This window comes from Lentzea waywayandensis, assembly GCF_900115955.1.
Classification (GTDB): Bacteria; Actinomycetota; Actinomycetes; order Mycobacteriales; family Pseudonocardiaceae; genus Lentzea; species Lentzea waywayandensis.
The window spans coordinates 381360-404376 of sequence record NZ_FOYL01000003.1 but is presented as its reverse complement, the minus strand read 5'-3'; the positions used below and the strand labels follow the sequence as shown (position 1 = coordinate 404376).

The window sequence follows — 23017 nt, the reverse complement described above, 5'->3', positions numbered from 1 at the left end:
AGTCGAACAACGAGCAGGCTCGCACGCAGTTCAACCAAGCCCTCCCCCTCTACCAGCACATTCAAGATCGATACTCGGCAGCAATCACACACGCCTGGCTCGCACGTGTCACAGACAATGAGCGACACGTCGAACACCTGTCCCAGATGGATCGGCTGGCCACTGAGCTGGCCCTGCCGGGCTTCCACGAGTCGCTTCGCGCCATCGCCGAACGGTGATACCCGAACCTCCATCGTGCGGCGTTTCGAGCATGAACTGTCACATGGTTTACCTGATGCGGCATCTGTTCCACCTCAACCACTACGCGCTTCTGTCCCTGGTCGGCCTTCTCGAAGCAGCCCGCGGAACCAAAGCCGAATCGAACGCGGTCGAACTCCTCAAGCGCCTGAAACTCGACCAAGACCCGTTGCAGCTGCCTCCGAGTGACTGACCCTCCGTGTTCGAGGGCAAGCCTGTGGGCTGGTCGACGCCGTCAAGGCGTTGAACTGTCCATGGGCGCGGCAGCCGAGCGCCAAGACCAGCCCACCCAAGCTGCTCCCCTGGCGCTCGTCCCAACGCCGCTCGCCGGAAGCCCGTTCAGTTGTGCCGCGACAACTTCACAGCCGACACCAGCAACACCACGGCCAGGACGGAATCAGAACCAACTCGGGGATGACACCGACCAGCAGTCCTCTGAGGATCGCACCGATGATCGACCCGGCGAACATGACGCCCGCGAACCGGATGTTCTCCCGGATGACGACGAAGCTGCTGTCTCGGCTGTACCGCGCGAACGCCACGAGCATGGTCGGCAACGACACCAGCAGCGACAGGCTCCCCGCCGTCTTGATGTCGATCGAGCAGAGCAAGACGATCATCGGAATCAGCAGCTCGCCGCCACCACTCCGATGCCGAACCCCGCGACCACCCCGGCGATGACCTGGGCCACACCGGGCAGGTGGAGCGTTCCGAGTGTGGTGACGTGGGTGAGGACGAGTACGGCTGCCATGAGCACCATGAGGCCCGCCAAGACCCTGTAGAGCGTGACAGTCCGGGCTCGGACCGCCTACACCGCGCCTACCCAAGCTCCGATCAGGCTGCCTGCCAAGAGGTTGGCCGCAACCAACCAGTGCGCGGACAGCTCGGCCACGGACACAGCTGCGAGTCGTGCGGGCAACGCAGTGAGCACCACGACCAGGCTCATGGCTTTGTTCAGGATCACGGCGGACAAGGCGGCGAACCCGAACAGGCTGATCAACAGCGGAAGCCGGAACTCGGCTCCTCCAAGCCCGATCAGACCTCCGAGCGCACAACCGCTGCCCCGGCTGCGAACGCCATCGGCCAGGACTGCTTGGACAAGAGCTTTTCGCCGGTCACCGGGACACCCACGCACCTCTCCGCGTTGGCCACGCATGTTGTTCTTGGACACCATGCCTCACCGATCGATCCGCTAGGAGGCTGCCCGTGCGAAGGTCCCGCGGTGTGGCTGCGCCGGGCGGCCGCGATGGACCGCCGGCCGAGTCAGACCGCTCGATGTCCACTTCCATGTCCCGTATCAAGACAGTTAGTGGTCTACCGATCCGGCAATCTGAGGAGCGACAAGATCGGCACAACAAGCCCCAATCCCGACACACATGTGTTTTGCGTCACATGACGCGCACGCCAGCCTGTGGACAGCCTGGGACTAACTAAACCTCAAGGGTGTAGTTCTGTGGATAACCTGTGTACAACTTGTCGCCGGGGTGCTGAATGTGCCACATCTGGGGTGTCACGACACTATTGTGTCGTACATCTTGGGGTTGAACCGTGTCGTGTCGACTTGCGTACCGTCTGCACCCGGGGGAAACTTGCTTCACTCTCACGCACCACAGAGGGTCGATCACCAGTTCGACCAAACAGCGGTCGACGGGGTCGCGCACGAGCCGGAGGGCTCCGAGGAGGTGATCTCATGACTTTCAGCGTCAAGAAGCGTACAGACGGGCAGTGGTACTTCACCGTCGTAGCGAGCAACTACCAGACGCTGGCGCACAGCGAGGGCTACACGAGCAAGCAGTCTGCTGTGAACGCAGCTGATGTCATCCGGCGTGAAGCCGGTGGCGGCACGATCGTCGAGGGCTGATGCCCCGGCATAGAAGGAGCCCCCGCATTCCGAAGTGATGACAGCACCTCGGACTGTGGGGGCTCTTTTGTTGAGGGTAGTGCAGCCTTAGTTGACTCGCAGAACTTTGTGCGGCGATGCACATCGTCTTCAGCGTCTGCGGCTTCCTGTGGGGGCCGCTGGTCGTGGCCTCGTCCGTCGCGGACGGCCCCGGTTGCCTCGTCGGCGCCGACGCGGGCCGCCAGGCCCGCTTGGAGGCGCCGAACAACACCTTCCGGGGCTGAACTCCGCGACGGATGCAGGCACGAATGACCAGCGGCCCCCGCAGGGGGCCGCCTTGATGAAGAAAAGAAACTCTGAACACCGCAGGTCCAGATGGGCATGTCGTGTTTCGGATGATGCTTGACACGTTGGCTTCACCTGATGCTTGACACCGCTGGTCGCAGGTTTCGATCACCTGAACATCGCCGTACGCGAGTGGAGTGCCTGGACGTGATGCTGACGAGATAGCTCACCACCACTGTCGGATGCGTCTGTCAGGCTGTCTCCGAGGCGAGGAGCGCCGGGCGGAATCCGGACAGCTTCGCAATGAGTGCTGCGGCACCATCGCGCGTTTGGTGGTCCTGGGCAGGGTCGTTCATGAGGTCATGACATGTCGCTACAGCCGCGTCACGATCACGCTCGAACACACCGAGCGTTGAGTAGAGCGCGCCATAGAGGTGGTCAGCGTCTTCGCCTTCGGCGGTCGCAGCGCCGACGCAGACGATGGCTAATCCCTCAGCGCTGCCTCGACGGAGCAACGCCTCGGTCGTCTCCTGGATGACGAAGGTATCCGCGGTATCCAGCACCAGCTCCAGCAGCGTTTGGCGGGCTAACGGGACATCGGCGAAGCTCGCCAGACTGCGGCCGGCGTCTGCCCTGTCCTGATAGTGAGGGCTGCCCGCCAGCCTGACCAACGCGGTCACAGCTGCCTGCCGTGCGTCATCGTCCATGGCTGGATGGTGCCCTTGTCTGCGCGTCCTTGCCCACTGCGTTTCCTTCGTGAGGCGGCAGAGGCACGAGCCAAGCCAGGCGGCTGACATCGCGGCGAGCTCGCGCTCTTCACAGTTCCAATGATCGGATTCAGAGGATCTGCTGTAACTCCGCTAGGTCGTCCAGGTCCGCTGTCAGCAATCAGGTGAAGCCGAACCGTCAACCAACAACTGAAGCCCGACAAGGTCCAGATGGGCACATACAGCCGTGCATCAGAGATCTCGGCACCGCCCGGCTGTCCGATTGAGCGTAATCAGGCCGCTGCTCACAGCTCCTGCTGACACCGTCCACCGCTTGACAAAGAAGGGCTCGATCCAGACGATCCTGGATCGAGCCCTTCGAAGACCGGAGGCACGGAAAGCAGGCCGCTAGTTCAGAAGCCACCGTGGGCACCTCGCCGCCCCCATGTAGTGGAGGCCCCCGGAGTTGCTGTGCGAGAACATCAGCAATCGGTCCCCTTGTCAAGGAGATAGCTTGACCAGCCTCGTTGTATGGGTCTCGGCAGACCACCGCGGCCCGGCTTCTATCTACATTGCAACCGACAGTCGCATCAGCTGGCCAGCAGGGCCACGCGGCAGTACCCACTGGGACGGAGCGCGCAAGACCTACTCTGCAACGAAGACTCCCCATGTTCTCGGGTACGTGGGCGACGTGATTTTTCCAGCGTTAGCGCTACCTACTGTCGTTGCCCAGCTGGACGAGTCGCCTCAGGCTCACTCGGTCGAATCTGCCCAGAAACAGGTCCTTGACCTTGTCGATCTAGCTTGGCGCGACGTACCAGCAGAAGCTCGTCTGGGAAGTTGGCTCGTGCACGGTGTAAGAATTGGAGACGGGACCGGATGTAAATTTGGAGCACAGATACTGCACCTGCCCCCCGGCGCCACAAAGTGGACTTCTACGCCCCTTGAAGTTCCAAACTTCAGCTCAAAGATCGAGTTTCTCGGCAGCGGGCGAGGGCAACTTGAGAAGGACTACAGGAACTGGGTTCGATCCCGGGACGAAGACAGTCGGGATCGCACCAGTCGCGCCGTATTCAGCGCATTCTGCGACGCCTTAGACTCTGAATACGACCCTCCAACCGGAGGGGCTCCACAGCTTGTGGGCCTCTACAGAATAGGATTTGGCCGCTCATTCGGAGTCCACTGGAAGGGAGAGCCATTCGTACACGGAACCCACGTCGCGGACTTCGCCTATGCAGATCTTGAGTACAGGAACTCCCGGTTCGAACGAACCAACAGAAGTGGACTGCTCATTACTGGCGCACAGCGGCATGCAAGAAAGCCCACTTGAAGCACCCATTTCCGGCCGCTCGTAAAAATTAGGGTCCAGGCGGCGGGCTCCACGGAAGGTCCGCATCAGGCCGACGATATATCTGCCCTATAAACGGGGTTCCCCAGTTGTGCATCAACACACCTGATATATGATCCAACTTCAATGAAGAACCTAGATTGTGCTGGAAGACCATATCAAACAGCCACTTATCGAGCGGGCAAGTGTAACCATTGGAGTCCGGGAGCCCAGTGGTCAGGATGACAATATCGTTACCAGGGCGGTCTTTGTCCTTCAGCCGCTCGACTAGCCTATCCCGCACCTCACTAGCAAGGAGCTGGAAGCTCGCCCCCGCAACAACGGTAGGCGAACTACCCAGAGCACCTCTGTCGACTGCAACAACCAATCCACCAATATCACCATAGCGCCCGTGCGTGTACGGAATTTCTCTTGGAAGGCCGTCATCTCCAGGCGGAATACCGTCAAAATTGTCCTGCAAACAGCCGCGATCCTCCGCAACGGCATCACGTATCTGTTCGGCCACCAGACTGAAGTTCCTAGTCGTGAAATGCGACGCAGAAGCGTTCGAATCGCCGACACTTACAACCCGTTCTTGCAAGTGAACAAACCGATCCGGTTCCTCATCTATGAGCCGCTGCACGACTCTGCTCACACTACGTACTCTTGCAAGCCCGGAACGAAATTCCTGAATCGTTAGCTCCGTCAGCTCAACTCCCCAGCTCCGGTCACCAATCGTCCATACCCGGTCGGGTGGATCACCACCAGGAGCACTGGATATTGGATGCTCAAGAGCTCCGATAGATGCAAGCTGACAAAGACAGCTCCATTGCTGGAGATCCTCACGCTGAGCCCTGGTGATCGTTCCACTGATCATTTTTCGATCAATCTGACCGCCAGGCACAATCAAAAGCGGGTCATCCGGCTTGTCGGCCATGTAACCGCTCATAGCAACTTCCATAGCAGCCCTCTCTACTCTCCAACTATTAGGTGCCGCAGGAGCGCTGTATTCGTTAGATCTCGCATCACGCTATGGGCGCCAGCCTCGCGAAGGTCTCCAATACTGCTTCGCCCGCTCGCCACGGCAATGACCTTCACGCCTGCGGTCAGCGCCGCAGTCACGTCCCGCGGTGTGTCACCGATGAGCACCGTGTCCTCCGGATCGAACTGCGCGTCGAGTTGCTGGCCCGCGCGCTCCCTGGCGATCTCTACCAGCTCTGCCCGGTCGACGTGGTCATCGCCGTACGAACTCGTCTCCAGGTCGAGAGATTGTTCCAGCCCGAGCGCGACCAGCTTGATACGCGCGACAGCTCGAAGGTTTCCGGTCAGCACTCCTTGGTGGACGCTCGGTTCGGTCGCCAAAGCCGCCAAGGCTTCCCGGGCTCCTGGCAGTACTCGGGCTCGCGACGCAAACTCATCCCGGCCGGCTTCGTAGCTGTCGACCAATGCGTCCACGAGCTTGCCCGTTGACGCCTCGGTCGGCTCGATGCCGTGCAGCTTGAGGGTGTCAGCGATGATGTCCAGCTCGGTTCGGCCGCTCACGTCGGCGAGTTGCTGGAAAGGCCGGCCGAATGCTGCTGGGAACGCTCGCTCGTACATCTCGCGCCCCATGCCGCGCGACTGAAGGAGCGTGTGGTCGATGTCCCAGAGCACGAGCACCCGCGGTCCGTTCGGCGAGATCATGTTCCGAGTCTGTCACTCGCTTGGGGTCTCGTGCTGGGGCGTAGCATCAGTGCAGGTCAACGCTTCCCAGGGGTGGGGATGGACGAACAGCTGGCAGTCACCATCGGCGAACGGGTGCGCCTGCATTGCCTCGCCTCGCGCAAGCCGAAGACCGTGATTGCTGGTCTAGCAGGCATCACGCCCGACTACCTGTATCAGATCGAACGCGGGCTCAAGCTCCCCACTGTCACCGTGTTGAAGCAGCTGGCTGAGGTGCTGAACGTGTCAGCTAACGAACTGTTGAGCTCCACACCGAAGCGTGATGACACGGCTCGGCCAAGTGCGGCGGGCGAAGCGCTGTACCGAGCGTTCACGCGGCCGTTGACACCGGGTGACGGTGCGGCTGTCGACCTGAAAGCTCTGCGCTGCAACGTGTTGAGCGCCTGGGAGACCTGGCAGACGTCGGCCACTCGGTACAGCGAACTCACGCCGGAACTCCCCGCGCTCGTTGTCGAAACCGAGCAAGCATTGCGGGGCGGCGGGGATCTCTCCGCGGCTGAGCGGCGAGAAGCTCAGTGCTGCGCTGCTGATCTGTACGCGCTGCTGCGAAGCGTCGCCAAGAGGATTGGCAGGGGCGACGTCTCGATGCTTGCGGCGGACCGGGCAATCCGCGCTGGCGAGAACGCTGACGACCCGCTGCGGTTGGCGATGGCCCAGTGGAACCTGGCTCAGGTGCTGCTTGCCGATGGTGAAGCCGAAGGAGCGGAGGACGTCGCGATGCATGGGGCGGAGGCGCTCGGTCCGCGGGTTGAAGACGACCTGGACGCCTTGGCTCTCCGCGGTGCGCTCTTGCTCGTCGGCTCCATCGCAGCTGCGCGCCAAGGAGATGCGTGGCGAGCCAGAGAGCGCGTGCAGGCGGTCGAGCCGTTGGCCAAGCGAACGGGCGAACGCAACACGTTGTGGACGGTATTCGGGCCTACGAACGTCGCGATGCACGCGGTCAGCGTTGAGGTAGAAGCCGGCGCGGCTGCTGACGGACTGCGCCTGGCCGAACGGATCGATCACGACCGCTCCCCCTCGATCGAACGGCGCGTGGCGTTCCTCCTGGACCAGGCCAAGGGTCAGGTGCAGCGTCGCGACTATGGCAGTGCGCTGGTCATGCTGTCCGCGACCGAACGTGAAGCCCCCGAGGACCTGAAGCATCGGCCGGCCGCGCACAAGTTGCTGGAGACGCTCGTCCAGCGGGCTCGGCGGTCAGTCGCGACGGAAGCCGCACGCCTGGCCACTCGTGTTGGCGCACCTCTCTGAACAGCAGTGCTCCTGGTCAGGCAGAGCTGACAGCTCGGGTTGCTGCCCCACAGTCGATCTAGCGTCGCTGCTGGCGCCTGAGACAAACCCACTCGGTTCACTGGCTGATGCGAGCCAGCTCCCCCGGTCTCAGGCGCCACCCACAGCTGCCCAGATCGAGGAGCACGCATCGTGTTGTCGCCTGAGGATGTCGATCTGGTCGCGAACGTCCGGAGGATCGGCGAACTGATGCCGGGCGTCTCATTCGACATCGTCATGGAAACTCTGACACCCGAACGCGAACACGAGTTTGGCCAGATCCTCGTGACACTCGGGGAAATGATGACTCACCGCGCTGAGCGTCGCGGCCTTCCTGAGCAACCAATAGTGTTTGACAGGCGAGACGGCCTAGCTAAGAGAATTGAGTCAATCACCAGTGCGCCTCACGTGACGGTAATTGACATGCCGGGGCAAAAGTGACTGTTTACATCCACCCATCAATGGCCGAGAGGGCAATCGGGCGCACCCTGCGTAAGTGGCGCGACGCGACTGACATGAGTCTCGCCGAAGCATGCAAAGAGGCCGGTTTCTCCATCGCCCAGCTCAGCATGATGGAAAACGCACTAAGGCCGTTCGACCCGCTGAACGTCATGATTCTCGGAAGAGTCTACGAACTCCCGAACGAGGTTTGGAAGCAGCAAGCCAGGCGCGCCGAGTTTGCCGCAGAGGAACGCAAGAAAATTCGGTACAGGCAGTCCGCTTACGACCTGGACGAAGCTAAGGATGCGGACGAGGCACGCCTTGAGGCCGCCGCGATTCGCACATTCGGCGCCGACACCATTCCACGCCTTATTCAAACCGCCGACTACAGAGCGTCTATTACTCAACCGGATTCCTCGAAATCAGCCAACGAGGATTCAGGCCACAGGCCAGACTCTCACACCGACTGACTCAAAAGCTTGGCCAACAACGAGGCATCGAACCCGACAGTCCACGTGGTGCTCACCAAGCGTGCGATTCATCAGGTCGTCGGAAATCCGGCGATCACCAACGCCGCGCTGATGCAGTTGGTGCACCTCTCGGACTTTGATCACTTCACAGTTCAGGTCCCGGACGACGAACTATGCGCCGAAATCCGGCCTGAAAGCTCGTACTGCCATCTGAATTTTCCACACGAGCAACACAACGACGTTGTTTACCTAGAAAGCGCAGGACGCGGGCGATACATCGAGGACCCAACCACCTGCCAGCTGATCCGACAGGGCTTCAAAGCACTGCAAAATCGACTCAATCAATAGAAGTGATCGCCGAGGCGGCGAGTGCCCTTAGAGCACACTCGTCACGCCGTCCCGCTTCCAGGAAGCCGCGAGCGAAGAAGCCTAGCTCCACCGCACGAAAAGGAAAAGGCAACAATGGAACAGACTCCAGCAACGCCTCGGAGCTGTGAACTCGGTAACACGCTGCGGGCACTCCGCCAGGAGTTTCCCACGGGCAGCGAGTTCGCCGAACGCCTCGACTGGGACCCGAGCAAGGTTTCCAATATCGAACGCGGAAAAGTACGGCCAACCGAACTGGACCTGGCGCAGTACCTGACGGCGTGCGGCAAGGATAAGAGCGCGATCACCGAATTCACCAACCACTATCGAAACGCATTTGAGTCCTACTTCGCCCAGAACTGGGACAACTTCGAAACCGTCGCCCATGCCGAGCGTTCCGCTACCACAATAACCGGCTACGGCAAGGAGTCGCTCCCGGTTCTTCTTCGAACTGTCGACTATACGGAAAGGCTTCTCCAACAACGCGAGGCCACACCCGAACAGATCCAGAACGCCATCCGTTCACAGCAGGAGCGCCAGCGCATTTTGCGCCCCACTTCCCGTCCGTCATGTCTCTTCTACGTGACCGAAACTGCGCTGAGCGCACCACTCAACGATGAGCGCGAACGGATGGACCAGTTCGAACTGGTACGGCGCATGTCGAGCTTCATTCGAATCATGCCAACCGGCAAGCGGCTTCCCGCCTCGACCGACTTTACGATTTATGAGCGCGACAAGGCACCCACGACCGTGGTTGCGGAATGCGAGTTCGCAAGGGTTTTCGTGCACGACGGTTCCGCAGTTTCTCAGTGCCGGGCAGCATTGGCCGCGCTGGACGACGTCGCCCTGAGCCCCGCTGAATCCAAGATACTTCTCAGCCGACTGCTCGCAGAGGAGTACGTGACGGTCCTCCAGGTAGCGGCAGGCGAGCAACCGACCGCGTCGTGATCCTCGGCCACTTCGTACAGTCACAGGTTCAAACCTGCCCTGGTCAGGCACCTTGAACCTGGCGGACCAAATACCGAACCTCTAGCGTAAGCAGGGTGCACAACGTGGTTGAAGCGGACATCCCGGACGGGCCTTTCACCTCGCAGCTTGCTTCTGCGGTTCTCAAGGAGGCGTCCGCCCACACCGGAATTGACGCTACCGACGCACGTTTGATGCGGCTGGGCGAAAACGCATCTTCAACCGCCAGGAAGTTCTCTTCCGCGGGGAGCTGAAGTCCCGCTACGGGTGGCGCTGGGATCTCAACGGGCACAGCTGCACCGTTCACCACGAGATTCCGTTGCTTCCGGACACTCAGGTCGGCTACTTCGGCGAGTGCGAGAAGGTGTACAACCAGAACTTCTACGGCACCAACACGGGGCGTTCCACGGGCATGGTGAGAGACGCGCGGAACTACGTGATGGTCGGCATCCGCTTCAAGCCCATCGGCAGCGACAAGGACTTCGTCTTCAACTGGGAGTCCTACCACTGGTACGTGAACCCCAATGGCGATCAATGGTTCTACTGAGAAACGTCGAGGTGTGGCGTTGCCGGGCAGCGGAACGTTGACCGTGGTACCGTTTCCCTTCACACCTACTCTACGAAGGTAGAACCATGTCCTATCCTCCAGGCTTCGTCGAGGAACGAATTCAGATTCTGCACGCACGCATGACCGCTGCCGAATCTTTCGTCGAAGTTGCTGCCGCAATTTCTGGAGTTGCCGACGAGAACGAAGCGTTCTCGGTGCTGCAAGAGAGGTTCGGCATCTCAGAGCTCGGCGCTCGTGCCGTGATGGAGATGCAGTTCCGGAACTTGATGCCCAGTGAGCGCGACAAGGATCGTAGGCAGCTGGAGGACGCCAAAGAAGACCTGTGAACGCAGTGACACGACGCGACCATGAGTGACGGAGACTCATCCGCCATCCATGGTCGCGTTCGATCGCGATCCCGCAGGGGGCCGCCTTGATGAAGAAGAGAAACTCGGAACACCGTCAGCGTCGTTTTCCGGGGTTGCTCTCGCGTGCAAGCATGCGGTCGTGACGGGCACGTGGTGGTTGGACCTGCTGATCGGGGTCGTAGGCGCGCTGCTGCTGACCTGGGCCGTGCTGGTCGTCGTGCTGATCACCGTGCGGCCGCGGGGAGGCCTGCTCCGCGAAGCACTCCGGCTGCTGCCCGACGTGGTGCGGCTGGTGCACCGGCTGGCCGTCGACCGCACGCTGCCGCGCGGCGTGCGGATCAGGCTGGGGCTGCTGCTCGCCTACCTGGCGTTGCCCATCGACCTGATCCCCGACTTCATCCCCGTCCTCGGTTATGCCGACGACGCGATCATCGTCACCTGGGTGCTGCGCGGGGTGGTGCGGCGTGCCGGTCTGCCCGCGGTCCGGCGGCACTGGCCGGGGACCGAGGACGGGTTCGCGGCGTTGTGCCGGCTCACCGGCATGAGGTGACGGCGCATGGTCGTCACCGATGCGCGTTCAGGCGGGGACGACGTCGGTCGAGCGAGAAAGTTCCTGCCAGGTCTCCAGGTCCGCGCCGACGGCCGCGAGCTTGGTGCGGATGTCCGCCAGCGTGGAGGTGCCGAGCGGGAGTCGCGCCGGCATCTCGGCCAGGTCGGCGAGGGTCAGCAGCGCGGCCGCAGCCTTGACCGGGTCGCCTTCCTGCAGGCCGTGGTTCTCCCCTGCCCACGCCCTGGACGCGCCGCCGGTGGTGGCGTAGTCGTCGATGACCCGTTCCACCTGCCCCAGTGACGACGAGGCGAGGAAATCGGTGCGCAGCGGGCCCGGCTGCACCGAGGTGACCTGGATGCCGAGAGGGGCCAGTTCGAGGCGCAACGCCTCGGTGATGCCTTCTAGCGCGAACTTCGTGGCGCTGTAGACGCCCCAGCCCGCCCACGCGACCACGCCGCCGGTCGAGCTGATGTTGAGGATCCGGCCGCGGCGTGCGGTGCGCATGACCGGCACGACTGCCCTGACCACGGTCAGCAGGCCGAAGACGTTGATGTCGAAGACCGCGCGGGCCTCGGCGTCGCTGGTCTCCTCGACCGCGCCGACGAGGCCGCGGCCGGCGTTGTTGACCAGGACGTCGATGCCGCCGAACCGGGCGACGGCGGCTTGCACGGCCGCGTCGGCCTGGGACTGGGCGGTGACGTCCAGGGGCAGGGCGAGCAGGTTCCCGGCGTGGCCGGGCAACGCCTGCTCGATCGCTTTCGGGTCGCGGGCGGTCGCGACCACCGAGTCGCCACGCGTCAGCGCGGCCTTCACGATCTCCAGGCCCAGGCCGCGCGACGCACCGGTGACAAACCAAACGGACACGATGTTCTCCTTGCGGGACGTTGTTGACGCTTTCCATTACGTCCCAGCAGAACGCCGATTCGAAGGGGATGAGTGGTACCCCTCGTCGTGGCTCTGGCAGTACCACCCAGGAACTGCCGGCCAGCACGAAAGGCGACCATAATCGGGGCATGACCAGCGGCAACGAACTGCGCGACTTCCTCACCTCGCGCCGTGCGGCGCTGTCCCCCGAGGACGTGGGCCTGCCCGCCGCCACGACACCCCGCCGGGTCAAGGGGCTGCGGCGCGCGGAGGTCGCGATCCTCGCCGGCGTCAGCGTCGACTACTACGTCAAGCTCGAACAGGGCCGTGCGCGCAACGTCTCCGAGCAGGTGGCCGAGGCGGTCGCGCGGGCGCTGCGGCTCGACGACGTCGAGAGCCGCTACTTCGCCTCACTGCTCCAGCCGGAGGCGGCCCGCCCGTCCACGACGCTCAGGGCCAGGCCCGCGTTGCAGTCCATGATCCGCGCCATCGACGTGCCCGCCGTCATCCACGGGCCGTACCTGGAAGTGCTCGGCATCAACCACGCGGGCAAGGCGCTGCTGGACGACTTCGAGGCCATGCCTGCCGAGGACCGCAGCCTGGCCAAGTGGATGTTCCTGAACCCGCGCGCCCGCGTCGTGTACCGCGACTGGGCCGAGATCGCCGCCGACATCGTGGCCACGCTGCGCGCCTCGGTCATCCCCGGCCGTGACAACGAAGCCCTGTCGCGGATCGTCGGCGATCTGAGCACCCGTTCGGAGGAGTTCGCGAGCATGTGGGCGGACTACCGCCTGTCCGAGCACCAGCACGGCGTCAAGCGCTTCTTCCACGAGGCCGTCGGCGACCTGCGGCTCAACTGGCAGACGCTGCGCCTGCCGGACTCCCAGGGGCAGACCATCGTCATCTACAGCGCCGACACCGGCTCTCCTTCGGAGGAGAAGCTCCGCCTGCTGAACAGCTGGACGGCGGAGAACGCGGGTGGCCGCCGCAGCGACCACCCGCGGACGGTCACGCCGCCTCCGTGACCTTGCCCGTCACCTCGAAGTCGGTGCCGGTGGGCGAGATCCCCTCGAACTTCAGCCGGACCTGCTCCTCGGTCTCGGTCTCGGTGTCGGCCACGGTCGGCACCTCGAACTCGACGGAGGTCTGGCCCGACTGGATGAACGCGTAGATCCCGACCTGCGTGGAGGACAACGGCCGCGAGGGCAGCGCTTCCTCACCCGAGTTCCGCAGCAGCCACTCGGCTTTGACGTCCGTTGTGGACAGTTCCGTGCCGGATACCGGTGCCACCGGTATCCCGAAGAGCGAGACCGGCGAGTCGACGGCCTCGGACAGCGTCAGCTTCCACTTCAGCGCGCCGCCCTCCACCACGCTGCCGGCGACGGGGGTGACCGTCACCTTGGGCGCGGGGTCGTCGTTGCGCACCAGCAGTCCACCGGTCGCCGAACCGACGACCGCGTTGGAGATCGCCAGAACGGAGACGGGATAGCGGACGTCGCCGCTCCACCTGGTGTTGCCGGTGTAGGTCACCGGCACCTCGGCGCGGTTCTCGCCCGGCTTCAGCGTCACGAGCTTGGTCGTGGGCTGCTTGGTCGCCGGGTCGGTGTAGAAGAGCCGGATCACACGGGTGCCGTTGCCGGTCGCGGTGACGACGATGTTGTGGGTCTGCGTGCCGGAGTCGCCCTCGTCGACCGTCGTGACGGCGGCGTCGACCCGAGCCAGCCGCGTGGGAACCACCGGGACAAGCCCCTTTTCCCAGCCGTAGGCGTCGATCAGCCACGCCTCGCCGGACGCGGCCTCGGGGACCAGTTCCAACGAGGCGACGCGGCCGACGCCCGAGGGCAGTGGCACGCGGACTTCCTGGCCCCACAACGAACTCGTGCGATCCGAGCCGGGCAGGCCGGTCACCGAGACGGAGCCGAGCGAGTGCTTCCGTCCATTGTGGTCGGTCACGGACACACCGAACCGGGAGGCCGCGGAGTTCGGCGGAACGGCCAGGCGCAAGGCCAGATCACTGGAACCGTGCAGCGACACCGGTGCGGAGGGCGTGACCACACCGGCCTGGCCCGCTGCAGACCACTTGAACGCGACCGAAAGGCGTTCGGGCTGCGCCACCGCGCCGCGGAAACCGACGAAGTGCGGTGAACGCGACGTGCTGCACCCGACGGCGGCGTCACGGGACGTCTGCTGGCAGACACGCGCACTGCCGGAAACACCGGTGGACCCGTCCGGCACGACGAGCGACTTGCGATCCGCGCCGATCGCGTGCGAGAGAACGCGGGCCGGGTCGGCGGACGGGGCGCGGACGCCGGAGCCGTCGAGCAGCGGCAGCACGGACTCGTCACGGCCGAGGAACAGGCGCGTGGACGCCGCGATGTAGGTGGCGCCCATGGTCTGCTGCTGGTCGGCGGTCAGGCGGGTGGCGGTACCGGGCGTGCACAGCGGGTCCGGCTGCTGGCCGGGCCAGAAGTCGTCGGACGCCGGTGCCTCGGCCTGGCCGGGGGTCCACTCGCTGTTGAAGTAGTTGTGGTTCGCGCCGATCATGTACAGGGCGCTGTGCACCGCGTCGCCACGGCTCAGGCCGCGCGTCTGGTCCACGAACATCTGGCCCTGCAGGTCGGACACGTCACCGTCGCAACCGGGCAGGAACGTCACCGAGGGCACGTCCGGCGCCGGGTTGTGGCCGAAGATCGTGGGACCGATCAGCACGTCGCCGCGGATGTTCCAGCGCACCGGACCGGAGAACCCCGTGTCGCCGGGCGGCGGGGTGAGGCTGTCGGTGGCGGCGCGGTTGACGCCCTCACCACCGCGAGAGTGGCCCACCAGCAGCACCTTCGACATGTCGGCGGCCGGCGCGGACTTCACGGCGGCAGGTGCGGAACCGCGACCGGAGGAGGCCCAGTCCGCCCACTTCGCCAGGTGGTGGCGCACCAGCGACGAACGGCCCTGCGCACCCGCGTCGGCGGTCATCGCGTCCTGGGCGTTGACACCGTTGGCGGAGATCGACACCGTCAGATATCCCTGCGACGCCAGCAACTGCTGCGCCTTCAGGTACCCCTTGTGGCTCGGCACGGCCGTCAACCCGCTGGGGCACGGCCAGTTCATCGCGATCCGGTTCGGATCCGACTTGCTGTAGCAGGTGAAGTGCCTGCCGTGCAGGAAGAGCACGAGCGGCCGCTTGCCCGGCGCACCCTTGGGCGCGACGACGACACCCTCCATCTCGATCGGCGCCGCGTACTCGGGCAGCTTGATCGAGTCGAGCGCGTACTCACCGGTGCTGGTGGCGTACGGCCCCGGCCTGCCGGGATCCACCCCGGCCTCGGGCTGCAACGCCGGCAGCTCGGGCACGGACAGACCGGCCGCCGGAGGCTCCGGCACGTCCAGCCGCTTCCCGGCCGACCGCACCTGAAGCGCGGCGGGGTCCTTCAACGCGGCCTTCACCGTGTAGGTCCGCAGGTTCGCCGACTCCTGGGCACGCCCGAGGAACCGGTCGCCCTCCCAGAACTCCACGCCCGCTTCGAGCAACGGCATCGACGTGGCGGTGGTCCACCGGATCTCGTCGCCGGAGACGGTCCAGCCAGGTGGAGGAAGTGGTTCCGGCGCGGCCGACGCGGGAAGCGCCGGTAGTACCGCGGCCAGCAGAACAGGTAGCAAAAGCGCGACTGTGCGACGCATGAGCGGGTCCCCCTCAAAAAGGACTGTCCACTCCGTTCTAGCCACGCCGCACAGCACACGGCACGCAATTCCGCCCGGAATCCGCCAATCAAAACGACAACCAGACGGGAGTATTACGCCGTTCAGCCCAACGGCGGGTGATTTCCCTCATCGAAGCGGAAGGCGTCGATCGTGGGCCAGGTGCCGGCGCCCACGCTGACCACGCTGCTCACGATGGTGTGCGTCGCTTGAGGACCGTGTCCGATCTCGTCCGACGGCTCCAGTTCCTGCCAATCCAGCACGTATCCCACGTCATTCCCCCTCAGAACCGCGATCAGGCCTCCCAGAAAAGCAGGCTGCATCCGCAATGCGCCCGCATTTCGAGCAGAACCGAAATGTCACCGGCCTCTGTCGTCGGTGTCGCGCTCGTTCTGGCTCAGCTTGTTCCACGTCGAGGTGAGTTCCGCCCGGATGCGTGCGACGCGAACCCCGAAGGCCTCGCGGATCTCCTGGGCGTCGACCTCGTCGGGGGCGCCGTGGTCGTGATGCTCGCCGCTCATGGCGGGCGGGGTACCTCGACGGTGTACTACTCCAAACGTGCTCCCCGTCACTCCTTAGGATCAACCAGGTGAGCACCCACCTCTACCTGCTGCGTCACGGCCAGACCGAGTGGTCCGAGAGCGGCAGGCACACGGGACGCACTGACATCGAGCTGACGCCTGAGGGCGAGCAGCAGGCACGCCGCGCGGGCGCCACGCTCGCCCGGCTGAGGGGTACGGACCAGGCACCTGCGTTGGTGCTGACCAGTCCGCGGCAGCGCGCCACCAGAACGGCCTCCCTGGCCGGGCTGGAGGTCAACGCGATGACCGAGGACCTGGCCGAGTGGAACTACGGCGACTACGAGGGCATCACCACGCCGCAGATCCGCGAGCGCGTGCCCGGCTGGACGGTGTGGTCGCACCCGATGCCGAACGGCGAGACGCACGCGGAGGTGCAGGAACGGGCCCGCAACGTGCTCAGCGAGGTGCGCAAGATCCTGCCCGGCGGTGACGTGGTGCTGGTGGGCCACGGGCACTTCAGCCGGGTGCTGATCGCGGCGTGGCTGGGCCTCGCGCCCGACCAGGGCGTCCACTTCGGACTGGACCCGGCCGGCATCTGCCAGCTGGGCGACGAGCGGGGCGACCCGCAGGTGCGCAGGCTCAACGTGCCTGCCTGGGAGGTGTGATGATCCGGCGGGTGGAACCGCGTGACGTCGACGCGGTCGTGGGGCTGGTGCACGAACTGGCGCTGTACGAGAAGGCGCCCGAGCAGTGCCACCTCACCGCGGAACAGCTGCACACCGCGCTGTTCTGCGAGAGCCCCGCGCTGTTCGGTCACGTGGCCGAAGTGGACGGTCAGGTCGTCGGGATCGCGTTGTGGTTCCTCAACTTCTCGACGTGGGACGGCGTCCACGGCATCTACCTCGAGGACCTCTACGTCACGCCGGACCAGCGCGGCAACGGCCTGGGCAAGCAGCTCCTGGAAGCGCTTGCCCGGGAGTGCGTCGCCAGGGGGTACACCCGTTTGCAGTGGTGGGTGCTCAACTGGAACGAGCCCAGCATCGGGTTCTACAAGTCGTTGGGCGCCATACCGATGGACGAGTGGACGACGATGCGGGTCGCGGACGAGGCCCTGCAGAAGCTCGGCTCGTCACTCTGAAGGTTGACGGAAGGTCTCGAAACGCTCACGAAACGGGGATTCCACTCAGGACGGGTCCCCGGTGCTGGCAGCGTCCCCGCTCGCCGATCCCCCGGCACAAAGTAAGCGTGGAAAGAAGGAAAGACCGTGGGCACTGACCCGACTACGATTGACCCCGCCGTCTCGACCGGCATCGGTGTCGTCGGAACGATCATCTACCTGGCGCTGGCCGTCTTCGGCATCGTCGTGTTCTGGAAGACCTTCACCAAGGCCGGTCAGCCGGGCTGGGCGGCGATCATCCCGATCTACAACATCTACGTCCTGCTGAAGGTCGCGGGCCGTCCGGGCTGGTGGCTGATCCTGCTGCTGATCCCGATCGTCAACATCGTCATCCTGGCGATCGTCTCGATCGATGTCGCGAAGTCGTTCGGCAAGGACACCATCTTCGGTGTCGTCGGCCTGTGGCTGTTCAGCATCATCGGTTACGCGATCCTCGCGTTCGGTGGCGCGCAGTACCGCGGCCCGGCCGCCCTCGCCGGCGCGCAGGGCGCGTACAAGGGCTGAGCAAGACCGCGAAGGCCGGGCCGGAGGGACAACCCCTGTACTTCGGGCCCGGCCTTCACTATGGTCGAGAATGAAATCGTTTTCATAGTGTTTCAGACGCCGAGCAGCCGCCGCCCTCGACACAAGTGGAAGGACCTCTCAACGATGAGGCGTCGACTGACCGGCGCGTTCGTCGCACTAGCGGTGGTCGTGGCACCGGTGGGCGTGGCGAAGGCGGCCAGCTTCAACGTCAAGGACTACGGCGCGAAGGGCGACGGCAAGGCGATCGACTCGGTCGCCATCGACAAGGCCATCACGGCGGCCAGCGCGGCCGGCAACGGCACCGTCGAAATTCCGCCGGGCACGTACCTCTCGCGCTCGATCCACCTCAAGAGCAACGTCACGATCAACATCCAGCAGGGCGCGCGGATCGTGGCGTCCGGCAGCGGCATCGACGCGCCGGAGCCCAACCCCACCTACGGCAAGTACCAGGACTTCGGGCACAGCCACTTCCGCAACGCCCTGCTGTGGGGCGAGAACGTCGAGAACATCCACTTCACCGGCAAGGGCGTCATCGACGGCGCCAACAAGCTGGAGACCGGCGAGAACATCCCGGCGGGCAAGGGCGACAAGATGTTGTCGCTCAAGTTCTGCAAGAACGTCAACATCACCGACGTGACCTTCAGGGAAGCCGGTCACTTCGCGATCATCACCAACGGCTGCAACGGGATGAAGCTCGACCGCATCACCGTCGACACCCCGGACGACCGCGACGGCATCAACTTCATCAACAGCTCCAACGTCGAGCTCTCGAACTCCACCGTCATCTCCAGCGACGACGCCGTGGCGTTCAAGAGCGACTACGCCACCGGGAAGACGTTCCTGAGCGAGAACAACGTCGTGCGCGACTCCACCATCCAGTCGACGGAGAACAACGCGATCCAGTTCGGCTCGGAGACCTGCGGCAGCTTCAAGAACATCCAGTTCCGCAACCTCAAGGTCACCGGCGCCTCGAAGGCCGGCCTCGGCATGGTGTCGATGGACGGCGCGGTGATCGAGGACGTCCTCTACGACAACATCCAGCTCACCAGGACCGCCTCACCGATCTACCTCCACGTCGGCAAGCGCGGCCGCTGCCCGAACAGCCCGCCCACCGGCAAGATCCGCAACATCACCTATCGCAACATCACCGGCACGAACCTGACCGCGCCGCGCGACATCCCCGGCGACCCGGAGTACGCGTCGACCGTCTCCGGCCGGTCCGACTCGAAGATCACCGGTCTGACGTTCGACAACGTGAAGCTGACGGTTCCCGGCAACCACAAGGAGTCCGACGCCTCGAAGAGCCCGCCCGAGGTGTCCGGCGAGTACCCGCCGCGGATCTTCGGCGTGCGGCCGGCGTTCGGGTTCTGGATCCGCAACGCGACCGACGTGAAGTTCCTGAACAGCACCGTCGAGTTCGAGAAGAACGACGGGCGCCCGGCCATCACCACCGACAGCGTGCAGAACATCTCGCTCAACGGCGTGAAGGTGGAACGCAGCACCGGCGCGAACGACCTGCAATGGCGCAAGAGCAGCGGAACTTCGGTCACCGACAGCACGAGCACGAGCGGTCAAGCGCTGCGGGCGAAGAACAGCTAGACCATCCCCACCGCGCCGTACGTCGACGCGTCGGCCGCGGCGGAAGTACCGGGGAGCTCGCCGTCCGCCCGCCAGTGGGCGGCGAGCACCAGACCGGGCTCCAGCAGCTTCAGGCCGCAGACGAACTCCTCCACGTCCTGCTTGGACCGCGGCACGAGCTTGGAGCCCATGCCGTCCGAGAGGTCGACCAACTGACCGACCAACTGCGGTTCCACGTCCTTCGTGAGGTGCGTTAAGGCGAGGATGCTGCCCTCGGCCAACGCGGCCCGGTAGCGCGCGACGACACCCGCGGGCTCGTCGATGACGTACGGGAGGATGCCGACCATCAGCACGGCGGTCGGCTGGGTGAAGTCGATGAGGCGGCGCGTCTCCGGGTGGCGCAGCACGGCGCCGACGTCGGCGACGTCGGACTGCACGATGGCGGCGTTGAGGTTGTCGCGCAGCATCGTGCGGGCGTGGGCCACGGTCACCGGGTCGTGGTCGACGTAGACGACGTTGCACGACGGGTCGAGGGACTGGGCGACCTCGTGGACGTTGCCGGCGGTCGGGATGCCGCTGCCCAGGTCGAGGAACTGCCGGACGCCGTACTCCTCGACGCACAGGCGCACCACGCGGCGGGAGAAGGACCTGATCGTGCGCGCCATCTCGGCGACGGGGAACTTCTTGATGCTCTCCTCGGCCAACGCGCGGTCAACCGCGAAGTTGTGCGCCCCGCCGAGGTAGTAGTCGAACAGCCGGGCACCATTTGGGCGTTCGGAATCGCCGTTTGTCGTCACCCGCTGCGGGCCGTCCTGCACTGCGCACCTCACCCTGCTGCCGAGCGGCGCGAACGCTGGAGGCACGGTAACTGGCTACTCCGTTCGTGTCCATCCACCATTCGTGAACACGCAGGGTGATGGCCCCCGGCCGGAGCCGAGGGCCATCGCAGGGTTACCGCTGGTCAAGCTGTGTGTCAGACGCCCGCGTTGGTGGTGATCCAGGAGCGGTAGGTGGCGATGCGGGTGTAGTTGGACCGCGTCGCGCGGTCCGAGGTGGACGCGACGCCGATCTGGCGACCGGCCCCGAACATCGGGCCGCCCGAGTCACCACCGGCGGCGATGCCGTCGACGCGCTGGACGGAGATCGCACGACCACCGCGGTAGTCGGTGCCGTTGGGGTTGGTGACCCGCGTGTTCGCGACCTTCAGGTAGCGCGACTGGCAGTTGATCTCCGGCTGGTTGGTGCAGGTGGCGCCCCAGCCGTAGAGCTGCACGGTCTGGCCGACGGCCACGCCGTCACTGCTGGAGGCCAGCGGCGAGAACGGAGCCGACATCGCCGTGCCGACCTGCACCAGCGCCAGGTCCGCCGACGGGTGCTTGATGATCCGGGTGCCCGTGACGACCTGACCGCCGGAGGTCTGGTCCAGGCTGCCCGCGCGGAACGTGTACGTGCCGTTGCCCGCGACGCAGTGCTCGGCGGTCAGGATCCACCGAGGGGCGATCTTCGTGGCGGAGCAGTTCTCCCGCCCGTTGAAGAACAGGCGGGCGGCGTACGGGAAGTTCGACGCGTAACCGCCGCCGATGATCATCGGCGACATGTCCGGGTTTTCCGGAGCGGCCGTGGCGGTGGCAGGGGCGAGGGAGAGCGCTGCAAGGACGGCGCCCGCGATCGCAACAGTGAAACGCATGGTTGGTCACCTCGTGAGTGCAGGGAGTGGTTAAGCAACCACCCACAGCTTCACTCGGACGTGTGACCGTGACCACCCTCCGTTAGTCGGCTTTGTCGCCTTCCGATACGTCGTCCAGGCCGATCGCCCACTTGCGGCTCTCGTTCGTGAACAGGAACACGAGCACGACGACGCAGTAGATGCCACCCAGCGAGCCGAGCAGCTGCTGCTCCGACGGCCCGTACGCGTACCAGGCGCAGCCGAGCAGCAGCAGCTGCGTGACGATCACCGGCGTGCGAGCGCCGTGGTGACCGCGGAACAACATGATCGTCGCGAAGATCACCCCGCCGAACCAGAGCACGAGCACGCCGGCGGCACCGAGGATCGGGCCCGCGGGCGTCGATCCCCCGATCACCCGGATGACGAGCGCGACAGCCAGCGCGATGCCGCCCAGACCCTGCACGAAGGTGAGCGCGGACGCGATGCGCACCGGGCGCGGTGGCGCCTGGGTCTGAGTGGTCACGGGAGACCTTTCCTCACGTTCTGTACTGGTCACGGATCGTAGGCCACCCGGTTGGAGGGCTCTCCCGGCACGTCCGGCGCGGGAAGATCAAGGGGCCTTCAGCGAGCCGGCGGTCGTCCGGGGTGCACTCGGCTGCGAGGTGAACACGGTGCTGACGGAAGGGAGATTTACGCCACTTTCGTGAGGCTGTAGCCACCCTTAGGGAGGACATGCGAGCCGCGGACGGTCACGCACTGTCTTACTCTCAAGTAGTGCGCGCTCTTCTCGTGGTGAACCCGCAGGCGACTACAACGACGCCCGCGGGCCGTGACGTATTGGCGCACGCGCTCGCCAGTGACGTGAAGCTGGAGGTCATCGAGACCTCCTACCGCGGCCACGCGGCGGACGCCGCCCACCAGGCCGCGGCGGACGGGTTCGACCTGGTCATCGCCCACGGCGGCGACGGCACGGTCAACGAGGTGGTCAACGGAATCCTGCGGGGCGGCCCCCGTCCCGAGAAGCCGATGCTGGGCGTCGTGCCCGGCGGTTCGGCCAACGTCTTCGCGGGCGCGCTCGGCATTCCGCGCGACCCCGTCGAGGCCACGCACGTCCTTCTCCAGGCGATCGAGCACGGCACCAGGCGCAGCATCGGGCTCGGCCAGGTCTTCGCGAACGTCATCGAAGGCGGCCGCTGGTTCACCTTCAACGCGGGCATGGGCCTGGACGCCGACGTCGTCGCCGGTGTGGAGCGCAAGCGGGCCAAGGGCCGCAACGCCAGCCCCGCTCTTTATCTGAGCGTCGCCCTCAGGGCGTACGCGCAGATCGTGCGCAAGCCGCAGCACTTCGTCGTCGAGGTGCCGGACGAGGCACCGTTCGACGACGTCGGCATGGTGTTCGTGTCGAACACCGACCCGTGGACGTACTTCGGCGACAAGCCGATCCAGCTCAACCCCAGCACGTCGTTCGACGGCGGCCTCGGCCTGAGTGCCTTGAGGACGATGCGGGTACCCACGGTCGGGCGCTACATCGCCCAGATCCTCGCGACGGGGAACCCGAAGGGCGGGAATCTCGTTCGGCGTGACGACGTGGGTTATGTCAGAGTGAAGTGCGAGGAGCCCGCGAACCTCCAGGTTGACGGAGACTTCCTCGGAACGACCACCGCGGTGGAGTTCCGGGCGGTTCCCGATGCGTTGACTGTTGCCCTGTAAGGAACTTGACAGTCCGTGATCGGTTCGTGACCGTCTCGGTACCTTCCCGGGATGTACTGCAGTCGAGTGACAGCAGAGCGTGAAACCCCAGGTGAACGCTGTCGATCTTTTGGGTGAGTTCACTCACCGGGTCAGTGCTTACCCCTTGACATCCCAGCCGTTCGTGAAAGCATTCACAAGCACCCCAAAAA

Annotated in this window: 31 protein-coding genes; 18 read left to right on the top strand and 13 right to left on the bottom strand. The window is 64.8% G+C overall.

The window, feature by feature from the left end; all coding sequences use genetic code 11:
* Both BM417_RS48645 and BM417_RS47705 read left to right on the top strand, forming a co-directional pair.
* Positions 1-218 (top strand): hypothetical protein (locus BM417_RS48645; RefSeq protein ID WP_218164458.1); only part of this gene is annotated, 218 nt, incomplete at its 5' end.
* Positions 219-274: 56 nt separating this feature from the next.
* On the top strand, positions 275-430 hold the full coding sequence (locus tag BM417_RS47705) for a hypothetical protein (RefSeq protein ID WP_177320405.1): 156 nt from the start codon (positions 275-277) through the stop codon (positions 428-430).
* A 166-nt stretch (positions 431-596) separates the two neighbouring features.
* On the opposite strand, the gene BM417_RS48640 is transcribed toward BM417_RS47705, so the two are convergent.
* From BM417_RS48640 to BM417_RS50290, 3 genes are read right to left on the bottom strand one after another with little or no spacing between them, the layout of a single operon-like run.
* Positions 597-857, bottom strand: coding sequence for a hypothetical protein (locus BM417_RS48640; RefSeq protein ID WP_218164457.1), 261 nt, complete (start codon positions 855-857; stop codon positions 597-599).
* A gap of 5 nt (positions 858-862) precedes the next feature.
* Positions 863-988 carry a hypothetical protein gene (locus BM417_RS49845; RefSeq protein WP_281251307.1) on the bottom strand — a complete coding sequence of 42 codons (126 nt, stop codon included), beginning with the start codon at positions 986-988 and terminating at the stop codon, positions 863-865.
* A gap of 57 nt (positions 989-1045) precedes the next feature.
* Positions 1046-1237 carry a hypothetical protein gene (locus BM417_RS50290; protein WP_218164456.1) on the bottom strand — a complete coding sequence of 64 codons (192 nt, stop codon included), beginning with the start codon at positions 1235-1237 and terminating at the stop codon, positions 1046-1048.
* 690 nt (positions 1238-1927) lie between these two features.
* Between BM417_RS50290 and BM417_RS12690 the strand changes: the two genes are divergently transcribed.
* Positions 1928-2098, top strand: coding sequence for a YegP family protein (locus BM417_RS12690; protein WP_093592078.1), 171 nt, complete (start codon positions 1928-1930; stop codon positions 2096-2098).
* A gap of 116 nt (positions 2099-2214) precedes the next feature.
* Positions 2215-2361: a hypothetical protein gene (locus tag BM417_RS47700; protein WP_177320404.1), complete on the top strand. Its 147-nt coding sequence runs from the start codon at positions 2215-2217 to the stop codon at positions 2359-2361.
* A gap of 252 nt (positions 2362-2613) precedes the next feature.
* Here BM417_RS47700 and BM417_RS12685 read toward each other — a convergent pair whose 3' ends face one another.
* From BM417_RS12685 to BM417_RS12675, 3 genes are all read right to left on the bottom strand, one after another.
* The gene (locus BM417_RS12685) at positions 2614-3069 is read right to left on the bottom strand and encodes a hypothetical protein (RefSeq protein WP_143138622.1); all 456 of its coding nucleotides are present in this window, start codon (positions 3067-3069) and stop codon (positions 2614-2616) included.
* A gap of 1358 nt (positions 3070-4427) precedes the next feature.
* Positions 4428-5345 carry a hypothetical protein gene (locus BM417_RS46735; protein WP_143138621.1) on the bottom strand — a complete coding sequence of 306 codons (918 nt, stop codon included), beginning with the start codon at positions 5343-5345 and terminating at the stop codon, positions 4428-4430.
* A gap of 23 nt (positions 5346-5368) precedes the next feature.
* On the bottom strand, positions 5369-6079 hold the full coding sequence (locus BM417_RS12675) for an HAD family hydrolase (protein WP_093592070.1): 711 nt from the start codon (positions 6077-6079) through the stop codon (positions 5369-5371).
* Positions 6080-6157: 78 nt separating this feature from the next.
* On the opposite strand from BM417_RS12675, the gene BM417_RS12670 reads away from it, so the two are divergent.
* From BM417_RS12670 to BM417_RS12640, 8 genes are all read left to right on the top strand, one after another.
* Positions 6158-7366, top strand: a complete 1209-nt coding sequence (locus BM417_RS12670; protein WP_093592067.1) for a helix-turn-helix domain-containing protein — start codon at positions 6158-6160, stop codon at positions 7364-7366.
* Between the two features lie 171 nt (positions 7367-7537).
* Entirely contained in the window at positions 7538-7825 is a 288-nt protein-coding gene (locus BM417_RS12665; RefSeq protein ID WP_093592064.1) for a hypothetical protein, read from the top strand.
* Complete coding sequence (locus tag BM417_RS12660; protein ID WP_093592061.1) at positions 7822-8295, top strand: helix-turn-helix domain-containing protein; 474 nt, start codon at positions 7822-7824, stop codon at positions 8293-8295. The genes BM417_RS12665 and BM417_RS12660 overlap by 4 nt, the downstream gene beginning before the upstream one ends.
* A gap of 9 nt (positions 8296-8304) precedes the next feature.
* Positions 8305-8643: a Scr1 family TA system antitoxin-like transcriptional regulator gene (locus BM417_RS46730; protein ID WP_143138620.1), complete on the top strand. Its 339-nt coding sequence runs from the start codon at positions 8305-8307 to the stop codon at positions 8641-8643.
* Positions 8644-8757: 114 nt separating this feature from the next.
* Entirely contained in the window at positions 8758-9609 is an 852-nt protein-coding gene (locus BM417_RS12655) for a Scr1 family TA system antitoxin-like transcriptional regulator (protein ID WP_093592058.1), read from the top strand.
* A gap of 337 nt (positions 9610-9946) precedes the next feature.
* A complete protein-coding gene (locus BM417_RS12650) occupies positions 9947-10174 on the top strand; it encodes a hypothetical protein (RefSeq protein ID WP_093592055.1) in 228 nt (75 codons plus the stop codon).
* Positions 10175-10260: 86 nt separating this feature from the next.
* Positions 10261-10521, top strand: a complete 261-nt coding sequence (locus BM417_RS12645; RefSeq protein ID WP_143138619.1) for a hypothetical protein — start codon at positions 10261-10263, stop codon at positions 10519-10521.
* A gap of 160 nt (positions 10522-10681) precedes the next feature.
* Positions 10682-11092, top strand: coding sequence for a YkvA family protein (locus BM417_RS12640; protein ID WP_093592048.1), 411 nt, complete (start codon positions 10682-10684; stop codon positions 11090-11092).
* A 27-nt stretch (positions 11093-11119) separates the two neighbouring features.
* Here the strand turns inward: BM417_RS12640 and BM417_RS12635 are convergent, their stop codons facing one another.
* Positions 11120-11956 (bottom strand): oxidoreductase, encoded by an 837-nt coding sequence (locus BM417_RS12635; protein ID WP_093592045.1) that lies wholly within the window; start codon positions 11954-11956, stop codon positions 11120-11122.
* Positions 11957-12105: 149 nt separating this feature from the next.
* On the opposite strand from BM417_RS12635, the gene BM417_RS12630 reads away from it, so the two are divergent.
* Positions 12106-12981 carry a helix-turn-helix transcriptional regulator gene (locus BM417_RS12630; protein WP_177320403.1) on the top strand — a complete coding sequence of 292 codons (876 nt, stop codon included), beginning with the start codon at positions 12106-12108 and terminating at the stop codon, positions 12979-12981.
* On the opposite strand, the gene BM417_RS12625 is transcribed toward BM417_RS12630, so the two are convergent.
* The 3 genes from BM417_RS12625 to BM417_RS47690 form a co-directional block, all read right to left on the bottom strand.
* Complete coding sequence (locus BM417_RS12625) at positions 12965-15631, bottom strand: alpha/beta hydrolase family protein (RefSeq protein WP_143138617.1); 2667 nt, start codon at positions 15629-15631, stop codon at positions 12965-12967. The genes BM417_RS12630 and BM417_RS12625 overlap by 17 nt on opposite strands.
* 122 nt (positions 15632-15753) lie before the next feature.
* A complete protein-coding gene (locus BM417_RS47695; protein ID WP_177320402.1) occupies positions 15754-15921 on the bottom strand; it encodes a hypothetical protein in 168 nt (55 codons plus the stop codon).
* An 87-nt stretch (positions 15922-16008) separates the two neighbouring features.
* Positions 16009-16170, bottom strand: coding sequence for a hypothetical protein (locus BM417_RS47690; protein WP_177320401.1), 162 nt, complete (start codon positions 16168-16170; stop codon positions 16009-16011).
* A gap of 68 nt (positions 16171-16238) precedes the next feature.
* Between BM417_RS47690 and BM417_RS12620 the strand changes: the two genes are divergently transcribed.
* The 4 genes from BM417_RS12620 (at position 16239) to BM417_RS12605 (ending at position 19471) form a co-directional block, all read left to right on the top strand.
* Positions 16239-16835 (top strand): histidine phosphatase family protein, encoded by a 597-nt coding sequence (locus tag BM417_RS12620; protein ID WP_093592037.1) that lies wholly within the window; start codon positions 16239-16241, stop codon positions 16833-16835.
* The gene (locus BM417_RS12615; protein ID WP_093592034.1) at positions 16835-17308 is read left to right on the top strand and encodes a GNAT family N-acetyltransferase; all 474 of its coding nucleotides are present in this window, start codon (positions 16835-16837) and stop codon (positions 17306-17308) included. Before BM417_RS12620 ends, BM417_RS12615 begins: the two co-directional genes overlap by 1 nt.
* A gap of 126 nt (positions 17309-17434) precedes the next feature.
* A complete protein-coding gene (locus tag BM417_RS12610; RefSeq protein ID WP_218164455.1) occupies positions 17435-17851 on the top strand; it encodes a DUF5684 domain-containing protein in 417 nt (138 codons plus the stop codon).
* 144 nt (positions 17852-17995) lie between these two features.
* The gene (locus tag BM417_RS12605) at positions 17996-19471 is read left to right on the top strand and encodes a glycoside hydrolase family 28 protein (protein WP_177320400.1); all 1476 of its coding nucleotides are present in this window, start codon (positions 17996-17998) and stop codon (positions 19469-19471) included.
* On the opposite strand, the gene BM417_RS12600 is transcribed toward BM417_RS12605, so the two are convergent.
* The 3 genes from BM417_RS12600 to BM417_RS12590 all read right to left on the bottom strand — a co-directional run bounded on the left by BM417_RS12600 (position 19468) and on the right by BM417_RS12590 (position 21639).
* A complete protein-coding gene (locus BM417_RS12600; protein ID WP_245821885.1) occupies positions 19468-20247 on the bottom strand; it encodes an SAM-dependent methyltransferase in 780 nt (259 codons plus the stop codon). The genes BM417_RS12605 and BM417_RS12600 overlap by 4 nt on opposite strands.
* Positions 20248-20423: 176 nt before the next feature.
* Positions 20424-21137 (bottom strand): S1 family peptidase, encoded by a 714-nt coding sequence (locus BM417_RS12595; RefSeq protein WP_093592028.1) that lies wholly within the window; start codon positions 21135-21137, stop codon positions 20424-20426.
* Between the two features lie 82 nt (positions 21138-21219).
* Positions 21220-21639 carry a hypothetical protein gene (locus BM417_RS12590; protein ID WP_245821884.1) on the bottom strand — a complete coding sequence of 140 codons (420 nt, stop codon included), beginning with the start codon at positions 21637-21639 and terminating at the stop codon, positions 21220-21222.
* A gap of 251 nt (positions 21640-21890) precedes the next feature.
* Between BM417_RS12590 and BM417_RS12585 the strand changes: the two genes are divergently transcribed.
* On the top strand, positions 21891-22826 hold the full coding sequence (locus tag BM417_RS12585) for a diacylglycerol/lipid kinase family protein (protein ID WP_093592022.1): 936 nt from the start codon (positions 21891-21893) through the stop codon (positions 22824-22826).
* Positions 22827-23017: the final 191 nt, after the last annotated feature.

Coding starts and splice junctions, on each gene's coding strand:
- BM417_RS47705 (WP_177320405.1), top strand. CDS start 275: ATGCGGCATCTGTTCCACCTCAACCACTACGCGCTTCTGTCCCTGGTC.
- BM417_RS48640 (WP_218164457.1), bottom strand. CDS start 857: ATGATCGTCTTGCTCTGCTCGATCGACATCAAGACGGCGGGGAGCCTG.
- BM417_RS49845 (WP_281251307.1), bottom strand. CDS start 988: ATGGCAGCCGTACTCGTCCTCACCCACGTCACCACACTCGGAACGCTC.
- BM417_RS12690 (WP_093592078.1), top strand. CDS start 1,928: ATGACTTTCAGCGTCAAGAAGCGTACAGACGGGCAGTGGTACTTCACC.
- BM417_RS47700 (WP_177320404.1), top strand. CDS start 2,215: ATGCACATCGTCTTCAGCGTCTGCGGCTTCCTGTGGGGGCCGCTGGTC.
- BM417_RS12685 (WP_143138622.1), bottom strand. CDS start 3,069: ATGGACGATGACGCACGGCAGGCAGCTGTGACCGCGTTGGTCAGGCTG.
- BM417_RS46735 (WP_143138621.1), bottom strand. CDS start 5,345: ATGAGCGGTTACATGGCCGACAAGCCGGATGACCCGCTTTTGATTGTG.
- BM417_RS12675 (WP_093592070.1), bottom strand. CDS start 6,079: ATGATCTCGCCGAACGGACCGCGGGTGCTCGTGCTCTGGGACATCGAC.
- BM417_RS12670 (WP_093592067.1), top strand. CDS start 6,158: ATGGACGAACAGCTGGCAGTCACCATCGGCGAACGGGTGCGCCTGCAT.
- BM417_RS12655 (WP_093592058.1), top strand. CDS start 8,758: ATGGAACAGACTCCAGCAACGCCTCGGAGCTGTGAACTCGGTAACACG.
- BM417_RS12645 (WP_143138619.1), top strand. CDS start 10,261: ATGTCCTATCCTCCAGGCTTCGTCGAGGAACGAATTCAGATTCTGCAC.
- BM417_RS12630 (WP_177320403.1), top strand. CDS start 12,106: ATGACCAGCGGCAACGAACTGCGCGACTTCCTCACCTCGCGCCGTGCG.
- BM417_RS12625 (WP_143138617.1), bottom strand. CDS start 15,631: ATGCGTCGCACAGTCGCGCTTTTGCTACCTGTTCTGCTGGCCGCGGTA.
- BM417_RS47690 (WP_177320401.1), bottom strand. CDS start 16,170: ATGAGCGGCGAGCATCACGACCACGGCGCCCCCGACGAGGTCGACGCC.
- BM417_RS12615 (WP_093592034.1), top strand. CDS start 16,835: ATGATCCGGCGGGTGGAACCGCGTGACGTCGACGCGGTCGTGGGGCTG.
- BM417_RS12605 (WP_177320400.1), top strand. CDS start 17,996: ATGAGGCGTCGACTGACCGGCGCGTTCGTCGCACTAGCGGTGGTCGTG.
- BM417_RS12595 (WP_093592028.1), bottom strand. CDS start 21,137: ATGCGTTTCACTGTTGCGATCGCGGGCGCCGTCCTTGCAGCGCTCTCC.